Source organism: Oceanobacillus sp. FSL W8-0428 (assembly GCF_038004405.1).
Classification (GTDB): Bacteria; Bacillota; Bacilli; order Bacillales; family Amphibacillaceae; genus Oceanobacillus; species Oceanobacillus sojae.
Genome location: NZ_JBBORB010000001.1, coordinates 4,542,914 through 4,559,642, shown reverse-complemented (window position 1 = coordinate 4,559,642; position 16,729 = coordinate 4,542,914). Strand labels below are relative to the sequence as shown.

The window sequence follows — 16,729 nt, the reverse complement described above, 5'->3', positions numbered from 1 at the left end:
AGCCTTTATTTTAATTTGGATTATAATGAAAGAATCATGTAAAATAGATAGAGTAGTGGATGAAAGATAAGAAATCAATAATCGATTATTGATTTAATTTGATTTATAATTACTATGTCTAACGATATTCTTTATCTTTTATTTATATTAAGAAGCGTGTTCAGGTGTTTTAAAATTGTAGAAAAGGGAATTCGACAAATTAGTATAACTGTCTGATAACAGTTGCCTGTATTTCCCAAACAGCAGGAGTGATGATTCCAATATTTCGCAAATGCTTAAAAATAAGCTGAACATGGCGATATTTTAACAATGAGGTGAATAAATAAATGAAAAAAATTGGTGTTTTGACTAGTGGAGGAGACGCTCCTGGTATGAATGCTGCTATCAGAGCAACTGTGAGAAAAGCAATCTATCATGAGATGGAAGTAATTGGTGTCAAAAACGGCTACCAAGGTTTAATGGATGGTAACTTTGAAGAGATGCATCTTGGCTCTGTCGGCGATATTATTCATCGTGGAGGAACAATTCTATTCTCAGCAAGAAGTGAGAAGTTTAAAACGGATGAAGGACAGCTAAGAGCGGTTGAACAAATGAAGAAAGCCGGCATTGAAGGTTTAATTGTAATTGGCGGTGATGGCAGTTTTAAAGGAGCACAGAAGCTGACAGAAAAAGGTGTTCCTTGTATCGGTGTACCGGGAACAATTGATAATGATATTGCAGGAACTGATTTTACAATTGGTTTTGACACATCTCTTAACACAATTATAGATGCCGTGGATAAGGTTCGTGATACTGCTACTTCTCATGAGCGTACATATGTCATAGAAGTAATGGGACGCGATGCAGGAGATTTAGCGCTTTGGGCCGGGTTATCAGTTGGTGCAGAAAGTATCCTTATCCCGGAACAGAAGGATGAATTCTCTCAAATCGTTGATCGATTAAACCGTGGACATAAGCGTGGGAAAAAGCATAGTATTATCCTGCTTGCAGAAGGTGTCGGCAGCGGATTTGACGTTGGAAAGAAAATTGAAGAGGCTACCGATTTGGAAACAAGGGTAACTGTATTAGGACACATTCAAAGAGGCGGTTCACCGACTGGCCAGGATAGAGTGCTGGCAAGCCGGCTTGGTGCTGCAGCTGTAGAGCTGCTGCTAAATAATAAAGGCGGACGTATGGTTGGAATTAGAAACAACCAAATCGTGGATAATGATATTAATGATATCTTGAAAATGAAGCATCATATTAATAATGAAATGTTCCAGCTATCTAAAGAACTTTCTATCTAACATACAAAGATAGATTTTGGTTGAATTTTAAGGAGGAAATAAAATGAGAAACACAAAAATCGTTTGTACAATTGGTCCGGCATCGGAATCAATAGAAAAATTGGAGCAACTTATTGATGCAGGAATGAATGTTGCCAGATTAAACTTCTCGCATGGGGATTTTGATGAGCATGGTGCCAGAATCAATAATATTCGTGAAGCAGCAGCTAAGAAAAATAAAACAGTAGCTATTCTTCTTGATACAAAAGGACCTGAAATTCGTACAGGGAACTTTAAAGAAGGAAGAGCGGATCTTGTTCAAGGTGAAGAAGTGATTATTTCAATGAAGGAAGTAGAAGGTACTTCTGAACGATTCTCCATTACGTATGATGGGTTAATCAACGATGTTCATGAAGGCTCAAAAATTCTGCTGGATGATGGACTTATTGAATTAGAAGTAACAGGGATTAACCAGGATAATGGAGAAATTATAACTGTTGCGTTAAACTCTGGAGAAATTAAAAATAAAAAAGGAGTTAACGTTCCAAATGTATCCGTCAATCTTCCTGGAATTACAGAAAAGGATACGAATGATATTATCTTTGGGGTAGAGCAAGGAGTAGACTTTATTGCAGCATCTTTTGTCCGCCGTCCTTCAGATGTATTAGAAATTAAAGAAGTATTAGAGCAGCATAATGCAGATCATATTAAAATTATCCCTAAAATTGAAAACCAGGAGGGTGTAGATAATATTAACAGCATCCTGGAAGTTAGTGATGGTCTAATGGTTGCACGTGGAGACCTTGGCGTGGAAATACCTGCAGAAGATGTACCTCTAGTACAGAAAGAACTTATTAAAAAATGTAATACAGCCGGAAAGCCAGTTATTACAGCAACTCAAATGTTAGATTCTATGCAGCGGAATCCTCGTCCGACTCGTGCAGAGGCTTCCGATGTTGCCAATGCAATATTTGATGGTACAGATGCAATCATGCTTTCCGGTGAAACAGCTGCTGGTAATTATCCGGTAGAATCTGTACAAACCATGAGTAATATTGCGTTAAAAGCAGAATCTGCATTAGATCATAAAGCTATTTTAGAAGAGCGTTCTAAAAATGTTGATATGGAAATCAGAGAAGCTATTACACAATCAGTTTCTCATACAGCATATAACTTAAATATCGGTACGATTATCACACCGACAGAAAGCGGGTCAACATCCCGTATGGTTTCAAAATACCGTCCTAAAGCAACGATTATTGCTGTAACAGTGGATGAAATAGTAAATCGTCAGCTTTCGCTAGTATGGGGCGTCCATGCAGTTATGGGCACACCGACAAAATCTACAGACGAAATGTTAGAAGTAGCAGTAAAACGGGGGCTTGAAGCGGAAGTATGCAAACGCGGAGATACAGTGCTTGTTGTTGCAGGAGTACCTGCTGGAGAAAAGGGCACAACAAATCTAATGAAAGTCCATGTTATTGGAGATGTTGTTGCAAAAGGACAAGGTATCGGCAGAAGTAAAGCATATGGGCATGTTGTCTTCGCTAAAAATAATGAAGAAGCATTAACCCGTATGAATGAGGGTGATATTCTTGTAACCCATGCCACTGAAAAAGAAATGATGCCGGCAATTGAGAAAGCTTCTGCAATTATTACAGAAGAAGGCGGTCTGACTTCTCATGCGGCAGTAGTTGGTGTTAGTATAGGAATACCAGTTATTGTCGGCGTAGAGAATGTTTTTGAAGTATTAGAAGACGGTCAAGATATTACTGTAGACAGCAGCCGTGGACAGGTATATGCCGGCCATGCAGGCGTACTATAAAAAATATAAAAAATAAGTTAAACCCCCGATTCGGGGGTTTTATTTTTAAGTCTGTATGGGAACATGATAAAATAAAAGCTGGCTTATTTATTGATTTTAGTGAAGAGACGTATTTACGAAGGGAAGGTAATATGTTCAAAAAGAATATCGGATTGCCAATTCTTTGTTTCATTTTTATTACTGTGAAACAACTCATTTTCAATGATACAATTCAATGGATAGATAATATAGGTATTTCTATTTTTATATATTTAGGATATATATTCTGGGAATGGGTGAAAATACCGTATCAAAGTAGAAAGGGTGTTGAAAATGAGAAATAAATACCTTCTTCTGGCATTTATAATTATCCTGGCAGTAGAGATTGGTGTGTTTCTTTGGTTAAGCCAGCTTATTGGTGTTTTATGGGTAGTTGGATTAATTATCGGAACAGCTATATTGGGTATTTTCCTAGCCAGGTATCAGGGAATGGAAGTTTTTAGACGTGCGCAGCTGCAAATACAGAGAGGTACACCACCAACCGATGAAATTCTCGATGGACTGGCAACGATGCTTGGAGCATTTTTGCTTATTATCCCTGGTTTTGTTTTAGATATAGTTGGTTTATTGTTACTGATACCCTGGACAAGAAATCAATTTAAAAAGCAACTAAAGAAAATAGCAATGCAGTTTGTAGGCAGAAACACAATAATTTACCGCCGATGGTGATAAATTATCCCTTAATATAAAGAAATAATTGCTGGAATACGCCTGATTTTTTGATGGCGAGTATAACTACTAAAATCACAGGAGCAAGGATAAATCCAAAGACTCCAAGCCATTGGATACCTAAAAACATCCCTATGAGCATCATTAAAGGCGAAATACCAATAGAAGTTGCCACAATTTTAGGCTCTATCAATTGCCTGATGATAATAATAAGGCCATAAAGAACAGATAAACCGATTGTTAAAGGATAATTAAAGGTTAAAAAGCTGAAAAGAATCCAGGGTATAATAATAATTCCAATTCCTAAATAAGGGATAAAATCGGCAATCGCAGCAAATAAAACAATCGTAAATGCATGCTCTACACCGAGAACGGAAAGCCCAACCCATAAAATAACTGCAGAAATACAGACCAATATGAGTTGTGCTTTAAAATAGCCAATTACAGCTTCTTTTAAATGAGAGGCTATTTTTTTATGAAGAGCATACCAATTGGAAGGTATAATTTCGCGAAACTTATTTTGGATGTTATGAAAATCATAGCTGATCATAAGAGTAGCCAATATAATAAAAATAAAAACAGTAAAGGAATTTGGCAGCATCATAAGAAAATTTGCCGACTGCTGTAACAGCATTTGAAAGAACCGGGTTGAGGCTGCAGTAACAGATTCCGTAAAGGAATTTATATACTCATAGACCTCCAAACGATAATCAACATGTAAAGTAGTTAAAAGAGAAAGCAATTGATCATATAAAGGTAATATTTGGGTATCTAACAGTTGTTGAAACTGTTCCATCATATGGTGAAAATAAGCTGGCAGCCTGTCCGATAAGTAAAGAATACCTTGGTAGACCTCACTTACTAAAAAGAACAAAACGAAAGTGAACAAGCTGAAAAAAAGAATAAACGTGCTGACTAAAGCAAGTAATCTCGGCATTTTTAACTTTTCTGCAAAAAATCTGATGAAGGGCTGAAAGAGAAGTGACAGTAAAAATGCTATCAGAATAGGATATATATAAGGGAAAAGCATATAAAGAAGAAAAATACTGCCGAATAAAATGATAATGATAATAAGACTGCGGATAAGTTGTCCAACGATTTTTGATTGCATTATATTTCCCCCAAATAAACGACCTTATTGTAATCTATGATTTTAGATAGCAAAGTAGAAGTGTTAAGAGTTTGATTTAGCATTTGGGGCTGGGATTACTCGTTTTGCGGAGAATATTGCTCCATCAAAAAAAGTATAGGAAACTTGTTCCAAAGGTATTTTAAATACTAATACGACTGTTTGGAATGTGTCATTAAGATACCGGATTTTTATCTCAAAATACACGGCGGGTTCAGACGGAATGATTATCATACAAAGTTAAAAGAAAAAATTAAACACATCGTAGAGAAGTAAAAAACCGTACTCAAGAAATCACCCTTAATAAACCGGGCTTATTTAACGCAAATAATGAGAAAATCAATTACAGAGTCCGTTAGCAGTTATTTTACAAAATTTAAACGGTTTCAATTCACATTCTGCTTATTATCATTTATAATGATAGATGGGCAGGCAAAAAGGATTGCTTTAATCAAATCAGGGTACAAATAAAGATAAAGTTTTTCTGAGTTTGTTTAAAAAGTAGAATAATAAATTATTTGATTCGTAACTTTCAAAAGATTTTGGTTCCACGTTTAATCGTCCACGAAACGCGAGTTCCATCACCTGATTGATACTAAGCGAATGTAATAATATTTGCTTAAATTTATTCCTACATAGCTTTAAACAGCCAAAATTTAGTTTGTCACCCTTGTATTATTTATTTAATGTAGAAATATGTAATACTCTGATTAACTGGAAAGGGAGAGGGTAATATGTCAACAACAAAAGGATTAGAAAATATTGTCGCAACACAATCAGCAATCAGTTCGATCATTGATGATCAATTATCCTATGTTGGTTATAAAATTGATGACTTAGCTGAAAATTCCAGCTTTGAAGAAATTATTTATTTACTTTGGAATCAAAAGCTTCCAACGAAATCAGAACTAGATGCGCTAAAAGCTGATTTAGCAAAGAATATGACCGTTTCAGACGCAATTATTAATCATTTGCGTTCATATGATTTAAAAAGTGTTCATCCGATGGCAGCTCTACGGACAGCGGTTTCATTATTAGGAATTTATGACGAAGAAGCAGACGATATGGATGAAGCAGCAAATAAGAGAAAAGCAATTCGTATTCAGGCAAAAATTGCTTCTATCGTAGCTGCATTTGCCAGAATTCGTGATGGAAAAGATCCAGTTCAGCCAAAAGAAGGCTTAAGCTATGCAGCAAACTTCTTATTTATGCTGAATGGAAAAGATCCGGAGGACATTGAAGTAGAAGCAATTAATAAAGCACTTGTTCTTCATGCTGACCATGAATTAAACGCATCTACTTTTACAGCTAGGGTTTGTGTAGCAACACTTTCCGATATTTATTCCGGACTTGTAGCAGCCATTGGAGCTTTAAAAGGACCGTTACATGGCGGTGCAAATGAAAATGTAATGAAGATGCTTCTTGAAATTGGTGAAGAAGAAAATGCTATCCCTTATATTAAAGAAAAACTGGAAAACAAAGAAAAAATTATGGGAATGGGGCACCGTGTATACCGTAATGGTGATCCAAGGGCTAAATTCTTAAAAGAAATGTCTAAGCAATTGACGAAACGTACCGGGCAGGAAAAATGGTATAACATGTCTATCAAAATTGAGGACTATGTAAAAGAGCATAAAGGTCTTCCTGCAAATGTTGATTTTTACAGCGCTTCTGTTTACCACAGCTTAGGAATTGATGAGGATTTATTTACACCGATATTTGCTGTCAGCAGAACTTCCGGCTGGATAGCGCATATTTTAGAGCAATATGCTGACAACCGCTTAATCCGCCCGCGTGCTGAATATAACGGACCGGATTTACAGGATTATGTTGCTATTGAAGATAGAGGATAATGATAATATCTTTAAAATGTAGTAGAATGTAATAGGAATCATTAATAGGAGGTTTTTATCTATGACACAAGGTGAAAAAATTGTAGTAGAAAACGGCGAAATGAATGTACCAAATAAACCAGTAATCCCATTTATTGAAGGAGATGGGACTGGCCCGGATATTTGGGCTGCTGCCCGCCGTGTTATCGAAGCATCTGTAGAGAAAGCTTATAATGGTGAAAAATCTATTGATTGGTTAGAAGTATATGCTGGTCAAAAAGCTTTTGATAAGACAGGTGAATGGTTACCAAAGGATACGCTTGATAAAATTAATGAATATAAGATTGCTATCAAGGGCCCATTAACTACACCAATAGGTGGCGGTATTCGCTCTCTGAACGTAGCTTTACGTCAAGAATTAGATTTATTTACCTGCCTGCGTCCTGTACGTTATTTTGAAGGTGTTCCATCTCCAGTAAAACGTCCGGAAGATGTTGATATGGTTATCTTCCGTGAAAATACAGAAGATATCTATGCTGGTATTGAATGGCAGGAAGGCACTGACGAGGTTAAGAAGGTTCTTAACTTCTTAAAAAATGAAATGGGCGTTAAAAATGTTCGCTTCCCTGAAACATCAGGCATTGGTGTTAAACCGGTATCTGAAGAAGGTACAAAACGTATTGTTCGTGCTGCTATTGATTATGCATTAAGTGAAGGCCGCAAAAGTGTTACTTTAGTACATAAAGGTAACATTATGAAATTTACTGAAGGAGCCTTCAAAAACTGGGGTTACGAAGTTGCTGAACAAGAATTTGGTGATAAAGTATTTACTTGGGCTGAATACGACCGTATTGTTGAGGCGGAAGGTAAAGATGCAGCAAACAAAGCTCAGGATGATGCATTAGCAGCAGGTAAAATCCTTGTAAAAGATTCTATTGCAGATATCTTCTTACAACAAATTCTTACTCGTCCAAAAGAGTTTGACGTAGTAGCAACAATGAACCTGAATGGTGATTACATTTCGGATGCACTTGCTGCACAGGTGGGCGGTATTGGTATTGCTCCGGGAGCAAACATTAACTATGATACTGGACATGCTATTTTCGAAGCAACTCACGGTACTGCTCCGAAATATGCAGGATTAGATAAAGTTAACCCGTCTTCTGTTATTCTTTCTGCTGTATTAATGCTTGAGCATTTAGAATGGAGAGAAGCAGCTGACTTAATTACAAAATCAATGGATAAAACAATTGGTTCTAAAGTGGTGACTTATGACTTTGCCCGTCTTATGGATGGTGCAACAGAAGTGAAATGCTCTGAGTTTGCTGATGAACTTATTAAAAATATGGAAGCATAAAAAAGCCAGCTTTCTATTCTAAAAAAAATATTGAAACAGAGTAATTAATTCTGTTAATCTTGAGAAAATGTTTGCAGCAACGATATAAATTATCATTTGCTGCAAACATTTTCTTCAAATAAAGGAACAAATAGTAGGAGGTAGTTTGATGGTTTCTGTACGTAAAAAGATTTCCGTTATCGGTTCTGGCTTTACAGGAGCAACTACTGCATTAATGGTTGCCCAAAAGGAATTAGGAGATGTTGTTCTCGTTGATATCCCGGATATGGAGAACCCAACAAAGGGAAGAGCATTGGATATGGCGGAAGCAGCTCCGGTTCAAGGTTTTGATGCGAGAGTAACTGGAACGTCGGATTATGCCGATACAAAAGATTCTGACTTAGTAATTATTACTGCCGGAATTGCACGTAAGCCAGGAATGAGCCGGGATGATTTAGTAAATACAAACGCAAAAATAATGAAGTCGGTTACAAAAGAAATTGTGAAGTATTCCCCGAATGCAATTATTGTTGTTCTGACTAATCCTGTTGATGCAATGACATATACAGTTTATAAAGCATCGGGCTTTCCTAGAGAACGTGTAATAGGACAATCAGGTGTGCTGGACACAGCTCGTTTTAGAGCTTTTGTTGCAGAGGAATTAAATATTTCTGTAAAAGATATAACCGGGTTTGTTCTTGGTGGACACGGTGATGATATGGTGCCGCTTACCCGTTATTCCTATGCTGGAGGGATCCCGCTTGAAAAACTTATTTCTCCAGAACGGCTGGAAGAAATTGTACAGCGAACCCGGACTGGCGGAGGGGAGATTGTAAATCTCTTAGGAAACGGAAGTGCTTATTACGCACCTGCTGCATCGTTAGCAGTGATGGCAGAGGCAATTCTCAAGGATCAGCGGCGTATTTTGCCATCCATTGCTTACTTAGAAGGAGAATATGGATATCAGGAGATTTATCTGGGAGTTCCTACTGTTCTCGGTGGAAAAGGAATGGAAGAAATTATCGAGCTGGATTTAACAGATGAAGAGAAAATACAATTAGATAAATCTGCAGACTCAGTAAAAAAAGTTATAGATATTCTAGAATAAATTTCAGTTAAAACGCAGTGGTAAATTCCAAAACCACTGCGTTTTTTCCTTAGTAAGTAAGATATTATACAACGAAACTTTATTAGGCATGATTTTCTGTTCTTTACTATGATAAAACAGCCCTTACATCTATTTCTATTATTTTTGTACCCTCTGTCTTCATTGCTGCATAGGCTATTGTACACATTGAAGGAGAGGATATGAATAAGATGGGTTTAACTATCCCGCATTTACTGTATGGATTTTTCACTTTGCTTATTTTGGTGACAATGATTTTTCGGAGAGGGATTGTCCTTCCAAGCTTGCTGGGAACGTTTGTTATTGCGTGTGTCTATAAGGGAAGCATAGTCAGTGGGTTTATGGCTATTTTTTACGCTAATTTAGTTGCTGCTCAAGAGCTTTTCAGCATCTTTTTGATTATTACTTTTATGCTTGCATTGTTAAACGCACTAAAGGATTTACGGGCAGATGTGCTTATGATTCAGCCGATTCAAAAGGTCATGACTAATGGACACCTTTCTTATTTTGTTTTGATTATTGTTACGTATTGTATCTCCTTATTTTTCTGGCCAACACCAGCCGTGCCGCTTATTTGCGCTTTACTTGTTCCTGCGGCAATAAGGTCCGGGCTTCCCGCTATTACAGCTGCAGTTGCAATTACCATTGCAGGCCAAGGGATGGCGCTGTCCTCTGATTATATTGTTCAGGTAGCTCCGGCGTTATCCGCGAAAGCTGCCGGTGTAGAAACTTCAGTAGTTGCAGACCGGTCTTTGGTTCTATCTCTTATTACTGGAGTAATTGCTTCTGTATTAGCCTATTTATTTTATCGGAAATCTATCCGTTCAAAAGAAGACCCGAGAAATCAGGTAGAAGCAGAACAAATTCAAGACTATGATTCTTCCGGGCATAAAGCAGCTTCAAAGCATCTGATCAAATGGAGCCGTATTTTTGCTTGGCTGGTGCCTGTTGTTTTACTGGCCGTAGTTGGGTATATGCTCTATAATAAATTTTTTGGATCCAGTGATTTAATAGGCGGAGAAGGTGCTGCTCTTGTAGGAGGAGTAGCGGTTATTTTATTATTACTCGCTACAGGTGTATTCGGAAAACGAAATGCATTGGATTATGTTGGTAATCACATTACGAATGGGTTTGTCTTTGCTTTTAGAGCAATGGGACCAGTCATTCCTATTGCCGGATTTTTCTTTTTAGGAAGTGCTGAGTTTTCCAAGGATATCCTGCTTGTAGAAGAAGCGCCATCTTTTTTATTTGAAATTATTACCTCTATCCAGTCTTTTCTTCCAGAAAGTACGGTCTTTGTTGCTTTTAGTTTATTGTTAGTTGGTATTATCACTGGTTTAGATGGATCTGGTTTTTCTGGCTTACCTTTAACAGGAGCTTTGGCTGCATCATTACAATCTTCTTCTATAGATGCAAGTACATTAGCTGCAATTGGTCAGCTTGGGGCAATTTGGTCAGGCGGAGGTGCACTAATCGCTTGGTCATCTCTTATTGCTGTAGCAGGATTCTGTGGTGCCTCTGCAATTGAATTAGTGAGGAAAAATTTCTTTCCAGTAGTTATTGGTTTAGTTATTGCAACAATTGCAGCTGTTTTTATATTTTAGGCTTTTAAGATAAAGAGCTTTCTTTTTTATTATAAAGAGAGCTCTTGTACATAATAAATTCGTGAGCTTATAATTGGGTAAAAGAATCATTAGTATTTTAAAATGAATATATAGGCTGAATATTATCTCTTTGTGAAAAAATAATATTCCAAAACCAGCAGAACTATCACAATATTATATGAATAATGGAGAGGGGTTAAATTGATGAGAGCGCTTGTACATGAAAACGGCAGTTTACAAATGAAAGAAATGGAATTGCAGGAGCCTGGGGGATCAGAAGTAGTTATTAGCCTGAAGGCAGCAGGCCTTAACCGGCGAGATTTAGGTATCCCTAATCGCAGAAAGGGAACAGACAAGGCTCTGATACTTGGTTCAGATGGGGCCGGAATTGTTGAAAAAGTAGGCAGAAACGTTACAGATGTAAAGGTTGGAGATGAAGTAATTATTAATCCTGCATTACGCTGGGTAAAAAATAATGAAGCTCCACCGGTAGAATTTGATATTTTAGGGATGCCGAATCATGGAACGTTTGCTGAAAAAATTGTTATTTCCGAAGATCAGGTAGAGCCCAAGCCATCCTTTATGAGCTGGGAAGAAGCAGCGGCCTTCCCATTGGCTGCCTTGACAGGCTATCGGGCGATGTTTACAAAAGGTCAGCTTCAAAAAGGAGAGACTGTTTTTATTCCTGGAGCAGGCGGAGGGGTGGCAACTTATCTAATTGCATTTGCAAAAAATATTGGTGCGCGGGTTATTTCAACATCAAGAAGTGCTGAGAAAAGAGAAAAGGCTGTAAAACTTGGAGCAGATGTTGTTATTGATACAGCTGATGACTGGAAGGAAAGACTGGGGAATGAAACAATCGATATGGTTATTGATAGTAACGGAAAAGCAACCTTTAGCCGTTCTTTAACTATTTTGAAGAAGGGAGGAAGATTTGTAACGTTCGGTGCAACTACGGACGATATTGTGGAGTTTGATCTGCGTTCTTTCTTTTATGGGCAGTACAAGCTTATTGGATCCACGATGGGCTGCAGAGAAGAATTGATTGCTGCTCTTGAGCATGCTGAACAATACCAATTACATCCGGTGGTCGATCGTGTTTTTTCTCTCGATCAAAGTTTAGATGCACTCAGCTATTTAGACGGAGGAAAGCAATTTGGAAAGGTAATTATTCGTATTTCTTAAATCCAATAAGAAAGAAGGCAGGCCTATGGAATTTTCAAGTATGGAGACGGAGCGGCTGCGCTTAATCGAAATCAATCAGGAGCATAAACAGAAGATATTTGAGATTTTTTCTAAGGAAGAAGTTACCCGCTATTATGGAATAGAGCCATTTCAAAAAATAGAACAAGCCGAAAAAATGATTGATTCCTTCCAAAAACATATTCAGGAAAATAGAGCTGTTCGTTGGGGGATAGTACCGAAAGATACGGAAGAGTTATCAGGCACTATCGGATTAAATAATTTGCAGATATGGAATAAACGGGCTGAAATTGGTTTTGATATGCATCCTGATTTTTGGAGAATGGGATATACAAGTGAGGCTGTTAAAAAAATACTGGAATATAGCTTTCAGCAATTGAATTTAAAAAGAGTCGGCGCCATTACCTATCCTGAAAACAAGGCATCTAATCAGTTATTAGACAAGCTTGGATTTCAAAAAGAAGGATTGTTAAGAAGTTATATTAATCTGCCGGAGTATTCTCAGGATACCTGTATTTATTCATTTTTAAAAGAGGAATGGGAGCAAAGATAAAACAATAAAGGCAGGAGGCTTTCATATAGCTGAAAAAGTCTCACTGCCTATTTTTGTTGCTTATTTAATATTGGGCTCCTATTATTTTAAATAAGGCTCTATTCGTCTTATTGCTTCCTGAAGCCGTTTTTGGTTCCGGTCGTATAATTCCTTGGCTTGAGGGTTATCTGTAGCTAAAGCAAACAGTTCTAGATCTGCCTGACATTTTTTCATACTGGCTAATAAAAGAGCAGACTGTGCAGGTTCAGGCACGGCAATATGATCATCATACAGATCAAGGAAAAGCTGTCCCTGATGATCAACTTGACCGAGAAAAACGTTATCTATTGTGACGTTTTGTTTCTCTAATTCAGCTTCAAGCCAGGTTGGATTTAAAGAAGCATTAGCCAGAGGCTCCAGCAGTATATTACCGTCTGCAATAACGGTTTGCGGTTCTTTGTCAGGTGCTGGAGCGATATTTAAGTCTTTTAAGGTTATTGGCCGATTTTCCCGTTTTGGCAGAACATTTAATTCTCCAGTCGGCTCTAAAACAGCAAATTCTACATCGGAAACAAGGAATTGATCGTTATTCCTGAGCTTTTCTAACAGGTCATCGGTAGAATAGCCTTCTTTTTTTAAATTTTCCTCCATCACCTTCCCATTTTGAATAAAAACAGTACTTTTTCCATCTGTGAAGTCCCGTATACGCTTGCTTTTCAAGGATAACTTTTCAATTGTGAATGCAGCAATAAACCAGACAAACATGGCTAATAATGCATAATAAAAGCTATTGTATGGATCAACAGTATGGAAGGCGGCGATTCCTCCGAGTACAATTCCAGAAATGGTTTCAAATATATTGAGCTGAGATAATTGCTTTGCACCCAGCCATTTTACAAAGAAAAATAAGACTGTGATTAAAATAATGGACCGAATAATAATAGATATCCATTCAGGCATGCTTTTCCCTCCCTTTAGGATTTATATTGCGGTTCTTGTTTGTCAATATGAATAATTTGCTGATGTATATCCTGACGTGCAATCTTAATTAACTGAGAAGTCTCGTCTATAGTTGTTTTTAAATCTTGTTCTGTTGTTGAGGCATGTAAAAGATCTAATCCAGCTTCAATGGATTTTAAGGTAGCATAACATGTTTTTACTTGTGATCCTACTGTCATAAAGCATCTCCCTATCCTTTTGGTTTAAAAATAATAGCACCGATGACACCGAATATAATCGCAGCAGAAATACCTGCACTTGTTACCTCAAACATTCCTGTTACCACACCAATTAACCCGTGCTTTTCCGCTTCCTGCATTGCTCCGTGGACTAAAGAGTTCCCGAAGCTTGTGATTGGTACTGTTGCTCCTGCTCCGGCAAAATCAATAAGCGGTTCATACCAGCCAATTCCATCCAAAACAGCCCCGGCAATAACCAAAATCGATAATGTGTGTGCAGGAGATAACTTAAATACATCAAACATAATTTGCCCGATAACGCAGATAAGACCTCCTACAACAAATGCCCAGAAAAAAATCATATGTGTTCACCTCTTGCTTCGATTGACACAGCGTGTGCAATACATGGGATGGGGTCTTTTTGCTGAATACTTAGTGTAGAGTGAAGAGATCCGGTTGCTGCGACAAGAATTCTTTTTAAATTTCCTTTCATTACTTCTTGAAGAAAGTGCCCATAGGTCACAATGGCTGAACAAGCTGCCCCGCTTCCCCCGGCAAGTACCGGCTGATCCTCACGATATATAGCGATGCCGCAATCAACATATTTTTCTGCATCAATCGGGATATTACGGTCGTGTAATAAATCCAGAGAAACTTCCCTTCCAACATGACCAAGGTCACCAGTTATTATCAAATCGTAATAAGATGGATCAATTTGCATATCTCGAAAGTGAGCTTCAATCGTATCAGCGGCAGCAATAGCCATAGCTCCGCCCATATTAAATGGATCAGTCATTCCCATATCAGCTACCTTTCCAATTGTGGCAGATGTTATAGAGGGTCCGGCCCCATTTTGAGTAACAAGCGCACATCCTGCCCCGGTAACTGTCCATTGAGAGGTAGGAGGCTTCTGTCCGCCATATTCTGTCGGGTAACGAAACTGCTTTTCTGTCGCTGCGTTATGACTGGAAGCTGCGCAAAGAATATAATTTGCCCCCTTAGCATTAATAATAGAAGCAGCGAGTGCCAGGCTTTCCATAGAGGTGGCACAAGCGCTGAAGGTCCCTAAAAAAGGGATGCTGCTTGTACTTGCGGCAAAACTGGTCGGGGTCATTTGGTTAATTAAATCACCGGCAATTAAAAATTCCACTTTTTCCTTTTCAATACGGCCTTTTTTCAAAGTAGTCTGTATTGCTTCTTCCAACATTTTTTGCTGAGCTTTCTCCCAGGAATCCTGATTAATCCACATATCCTCATGAAGAATATCAAATGCTTCTGGAATTTTTCCTTTTGCTTCAAAAGGCCCGCCGACAGTTCCTGTAGATAGAATAGATGGACGATTTTCAAAAATCCAGGATTGGTGTCCTTGTAGCATTAAAATCCCCCCCATTGCGTGAGAATCGTTTTAATGAGGGCTACGATAAATGCAGAAAACACACCGTAAACAATGACAGGTCCGGCTAGTTTGAGCATGTTGCTGCCTACACCGAGAATAAATCCTTCTGATCGGTACTCAATTGCTGAAGAGATAACGGCGTTTCCAAATCCTGTTACAGGAACTGCAGAACCAGCTCCTGCAAATTGTGCAATACGATCATAAACACCGAAACCGGTTAACAGCATCGTGATAAAAATTAATGTGGCAACGGTTGGATTCCCGGCGGTTTTTTCTGTGAAATTAAATTGATAAATATAAAAGGTAGAAATAAGCTGTCCGATAAGACAGATTAAACCGCCTATAAGGAAAGCCTTAATACAATTTTTAAAGATGGGCCGTTTTATTTCACGTTTTTGTTGGAAAGCTTGATATTGCTGTTGGTTTGGCTGTAATTTTTGTTTCTTTTTATCTCCCATTTAAGACACTCCTTTTCGGGTTTATATGAAACAAACGGAGGGCTGCTGAAGCATTCACTCCTATTAAGTCTGTTCCTTGGATAAATGGATTATTTTCTCCATCTGTTTCTTTATTTCGTCTTCAATTAAATTATTTTTTACTATTTTTTCCTCGAGCTCCGCTGTTTCAATGATTATCTTTTTGTCGGTTGACAATTCTATGGTGAAATCGGGAAAAGCCCGTTCCAGTTCTTTTTGATAAGTTTTACTTTTTTCTTCCAGTGAAAATCGCTCATGATGAGGGATTTCAATAGTGACCAGCAGTGTGTCTTTTGTATTTACTGCATGAACAGCTTCAATATCCTCTCTATCCGTAAATAATTCTTTTGCCTGGACAGCAGCTTCTTGATTAGAACTCGTGGATAAATGCGTTATATTGGGATTATCGGAATAAGAAGATTCATTATGATTACAACCGGCTAAAAAAATAATAAAGAGTAACAACAGTGTAATTTTTCTGGAATTCATATACTCACATCCTGTTCTTTATCTGATATGTAGAGGGGACTGTATGAATAGTCCCCGGTTTTACTGTACTGTCTAACATATCTTATTACTGTTTGTACTGAGGCTCTTCCTGCATTACTTGTTGTATTCTTGGTTCTAATTGATCTAAAATACCTTGTGTTTGTTGTGCTGCATTTTTATACAGCTGCTTGGCCTGTTTATTATCTGTTTGAAGTGCAAACTGCTCAAGGCTTGCCTGTGCACTTTTTAAACCTGAAATAGTTTGTTGAACTTGCGTACCTACTGTCATTACCTTCACTCCTTTTCATATCTTGCACTTATTATTTTGATAAAAAAGCCATTATTTATGCTTGTAAACAATTTCCAAAAACCTGCCTATATACACGGAGTCAAGGATTAGTAAAGAAATAAGAAAACGGATAAGTAGAGGTAAATAAAGTTAAAAAGGTTAGCTGCTGTTTAAGTATTTTTTATTTGATAATAATGGAAAAAATTTTTGAATAAAAAAAGATAAGAGCATTAAATAGAAAAGTGGCAGTGCAGGAGGGATTAGCTATGAAACGTTTTACGATTTGGGGAAGTATATCGGCTTTTACCATCATAACAGCAGTAATAATCCTATGGTTTTTT

17 protein-coding genes are annotated in these 16,729 nt (G+C 37.7%); 9 read left to right on the top strand and 8 right to left on the bottom strand.

What is annotated here, in order from left to right; genetic code table 11:
* The first annotated feature begins 326 nt into the window (after positions 1-326).
* The 3 genes from pfkA (at position 327) to MKY30_RS21970 (ending at position 3,798) form a co-directional block, all read left to right on the top strand.
* A complete protein-coding gene (gene pfkA, locus MKY30_RS21980) occupies positions 327-1,286 on the top strand; it encodes a 6-phosphofructokinase (protein WP_147211036.1) in 960 nt (319 codons plus the stop codon).
* A gap of 43 nt (positions 1,287-1,329) precedes the next feature.
* On the top strand, positions 1,330-3,090 hold the full coding sequence (gene pyk / locus MKY30_RS21975; protein ID WP_147211037.1) for a pyruvate kinase: 1,761 nt from the start codon (positions 1,330-1,332) through the stop codon (positions 3,088-3,090).
* Between the two features lie 312 nt (positions 3,091-3,402).
* A complete protein-coding gene (locus tag MKY30_RS21970; protein ID WP_341085376.1) occupies positions 3,403-3,798 on the top strand; it encodes an FxsA family protein in 396 nt (131 codons plus the stop codon).
* Positions 3,799-3,802: 4 nt separating this feature from the next.
* Here MKY30_RS21970 and ytvI read toward each other — a convergent pair whose 3' ends face one another.
* A complete protein-coding gene (gene ytvI, locus MKY30_RS21965) occupies positions 3,803-4,909 on the bottom strand; it encodes a sporulation integral membrane protein YtvI (RefSeq protein ID WP_339282439.1) in 1,107 nt (368 codons plus the stop codon).
* Between the two features lie 752 nt (positions 4,910-5,661).
* On the opposite strand from ytvI, the gene citZ reads away from it, so the two are divergent.
* The 6 genes from citZ (at position 5,662) to MKY30_RS21935 (ending at position 12,581) form a co-directional block, all read left to right on the top strand.
* Positions 5,662-6,780, top strand: a complete 1,119-nt coding sequence (citZ, locus tag MKY30_RS21960; protein ID WP_147211040.1) for a citrate synthase — start codon at positions 5,662-5,664, stop codon at positions 6,778-6,780.
* Between the two features lie 61 nt (positions 6,781-6,841).
* Complete coding sequence (gene icd / locus MKY30_RS21955) at positions 6,842-8,116, top strand: NADP-dependent isocitrate dehydrogenase (RefSeq protein ID WP_147211041.1); 1,275 nt, start codon at positions 6,842-6,844, stop codon at positions 8,114-8,116.
* A gap of 148 nt (positions 8,117-8,264) precedes the next feature.
* The gene (gene mdh / locus MKY30_RS21950) at positions 8,265-9,203 is read left to right on the top strand and encodes a malate dehydrogenase (protein WP_147211042.1); all 939 of its coding nucleotides are present in this window, start codon (positions 8,265-8,267) and stop codon (positions 9,201-9,203) included.
* Positions 9,204-9,412: 209 nt separating this feature from the next.
* Entirely contained in the window at positions 9,413-10,825 is a 1,413-nt protein-coding gene (locus tag MKY30_RS21945; RefSeq protein WP_341085671.1) for a hypothetical protein, read from the top strand.
* 204 nt (positions 10,826-11,029) lie between these two features.
* A complete protein-coding gene (locus MKY30_RS21940) occupies positions 11,030-12,010 on the top strand; it encodes a zinc-binding dehydrogenase (RefSeq protein WP_341085374.1) in 981 nt (326 codons plus the stop codon).
* A 25-nt stretch (positions 12,011-12,035) separates the two neighbouring features.
* Positions 12,036-12,581, top strand: coding sequence for a GNAT family N-acetyltransferase (locus tag MKY30_RS21935; protein ID WP_341085373.1), 546 nt, complete (start codon positions 12,036-12,038; stop codon positions 12,579-12,581).
* An 81-nt stretch (positions 12,582-12,662) separates the two neighbouring features.
* Here MKY30_RS21935 and MKY30_RS21930 read toward each other — a convergent pair whose 3' ends face one another.
* The 7 genes from MKY30_RS21930 to MKY30_RS21900 form a co-directional block, all read right to left on the bottom strand.
* On the bottom strand, positions 12,663-13,520 hold the full coding sequence (locus MKY30_RS21930) for a DUF421 domain-containing protein (protein WP_147211045.1): 858 nt from the start codon (positions 13,518-13,520) through the stop codon (positions 12,663-12,665).
* Between the two features lie 14 nt (positions 13,521-13,534).
* Positions 13,535-13,738, bottom strand: coding sequence for a DUF1657 domain-containing protein (locus MKY30_RS21925; protein WP_147211046.1), 204 nt, complete (start codon positions 13,736-13,738; stop codon positions 13,535-13,537).
* Positions 13,739-13,749: 11 nt separating this feature from the next.
* Positions 13,750-14,100 carry a stage V sporulation protein AE gene (spoVAE, locus tag MKY30_RS21920; protein WP_147211047.1) on the bottom strand — a complete coding sequence of 117 codons (351 nt, stop codon included), beginning with the start codon at positions 14,098-14,100 and terminating at the stop codon, positions 13,750-13,752.
* Positions 14,097-15,113, bottom strand: a complete 1,017-nt coding sequence (gene spoVAD, locus MKY30_RS21915; RefSeq protein WP_186813667.1) for a stage V sporulation protein AD — start codon at positions 15,111-15,113, stop codon at positions 14,097-14,099. Before spoVAD ends, spoVAE begins: the two co-directional genes overlap by 4 nt.
* Positions 15,113-15,592 carry a stage V sporulation protein AC gene (gene spoVAC, locus MKY30_RS21910; protein WP_147211049.1) on the bottom strand — a complete coding sequence of 160 codons (480 nt, stop codon included), beginning with the start codon at positions 15,590-15,592 and terminating at the stop codon, positions 15,113-15,115. Before spoVAC ends, spoVAD begins: the two co-directional genes overlap by 1 nt.
* Before the next feature lie 63 nt (positions 15,593-15,655).
* Positions 15,656-16,099 (bottom strand): hypothetical protein, encoded by a 444-nt coding sequence (locus MKY30_RS21905; RefSeq protein ID WP_339282437.1) that lies wholly within the window; start codon positions 16,097-16,099, stop codon positions 15,656-15,658.
* A gap of 85 nt (positions 16,100-16,184) precedes the next feature.
* Positions 16,185-16,388: a DUF1657 domain-containing protein gene (locus MKY30_RS21900; RefSeq protein WP_147211051.1), complete on the bottom strand. Its 204-nt coding sequence runs from the start codon at positions 16,386-16,388 to the stop codon at positions 16,185-16,187.
* Positions 16,389-16,729 lie beyond the last annotated feature (341 nt).

Excerpts from the sequence above, each read along its gene's own strand:
- ytvI (WP_339282439.1), bottom strand. The coding sequence starts at position 4,909 with ATGCAATCAAAAATCGTTGGACAACTTATCCGCAGTCTTATTATCATT.
- MKY30_RS21945 (WP_341085671.1), top strand. The coding sequence starts at position 9,413 with ATGGGTTTAACTATCCCGCATTTACTGTATGGATTTTTCACTTTGCTT.
- MKY30_RS21925 (WP_147211046.1), bottom strand. The coding sequence starts at position 13,738 with ATGACAGTAGGATCACAAGTAAAAACATGTTATGCTACCTTAAAATCC.
- mdh (WP_147211042.1), top strand. The coding sequence starts at position 8,265 with ATGGTTTCTGTACGTAAAAAGATTTCCGTTATCGGTTCTGGCTTTACA.
- spoVAD (WP_186813667.1), bottom strand. The coding sequence starts at position 15,113 with ATGCTACAAGGACACCAATCCTGGATTTTTGAAAATCGTCCATCTATT.
- pyk (WP_147211037.1), top strand. The coding sequence starts at position 1,330 with ATGAGAAACACAAAAATCGTTTGTACAATTGGTCCGGCATCGGAATCA.
- MKY30_RS21935 (WP_341085373.1), top strand. The coding sequence starts at position 12,036 with ATGGAATTTTCAAGTATGGAGACGGAGCGGCTGCGCTTAATCGAAATC.
- MKY30_RS21905 (WP_339282437.1), bottom strand. The coding sequence starts at position 16,099 with ATGAATTCCAGAAAAATTACACTGTTGTTACTCTTTATTATTTTTTTA.
- pfkA (WP_147211036.1), top strand. The coding sequence starts at position 327 with ATGAAAAAAATTGGTGTTTTGACTAGTGGAGGAGACGCTCCTGGTATG.
- MKY30_RS21940 (WP_341085374.1), top strand. The coding sequence starts at position 11,030 with ATGAGAGCGCTTGTACATGAAAACGGCAGTTTACAAATGAAAGAAATG.
- MKY30_RS21930 (WP_147211045.1), bottom strand. The coding sequence starts at position 13,520 with ATGCCTGAATGGATATCTATTATTATTCGGTCCATTATTTTAATCACA.
- citZ (WP_147211040.1), top strand. The coding sequence starts at position 5,662 with ATGTCAACAACAAAAGGATTAGAAAATATTGTCGCAACACAATCAGCA.
- icd (WP_147211041.1), top strand. The coding sequence starts at position 6,842 with ATGACACAAGGTGAAAAAATTGTAGTAGAAAACGGCGAAATGAATGTA.
- spoVAE (WP_147211047.1), bottom strand. The coding sequence starts at position 14,100 with ATGATTTTTTTCTGGGCATTTGTTGTAGGAGGTCTTATCTGCGTTATC.
- MKY30_RS21970 (WP_341085376.1), top strand. The coding sequence starts at position 3,403 with ATGAGAAATAAATACCTTCTTCTGGCATTTATAATTATCCTGGCAGTA.
- MKY30_RS21900 (WP_147211051.1), bottom strand. The coding sequence starts at position 16,388 with ATGACAGTAGGTACGCAAGTTCAACAAACTATTTCAGGTTTAAAAAGT.
- spoVAC (WP_147211049.1), bottom strand. The coding sequence starts at position 15,592 with ATGGGAGATAAAAAGAAACAAAAATTACAGCCAAACCAACAGCAATAT.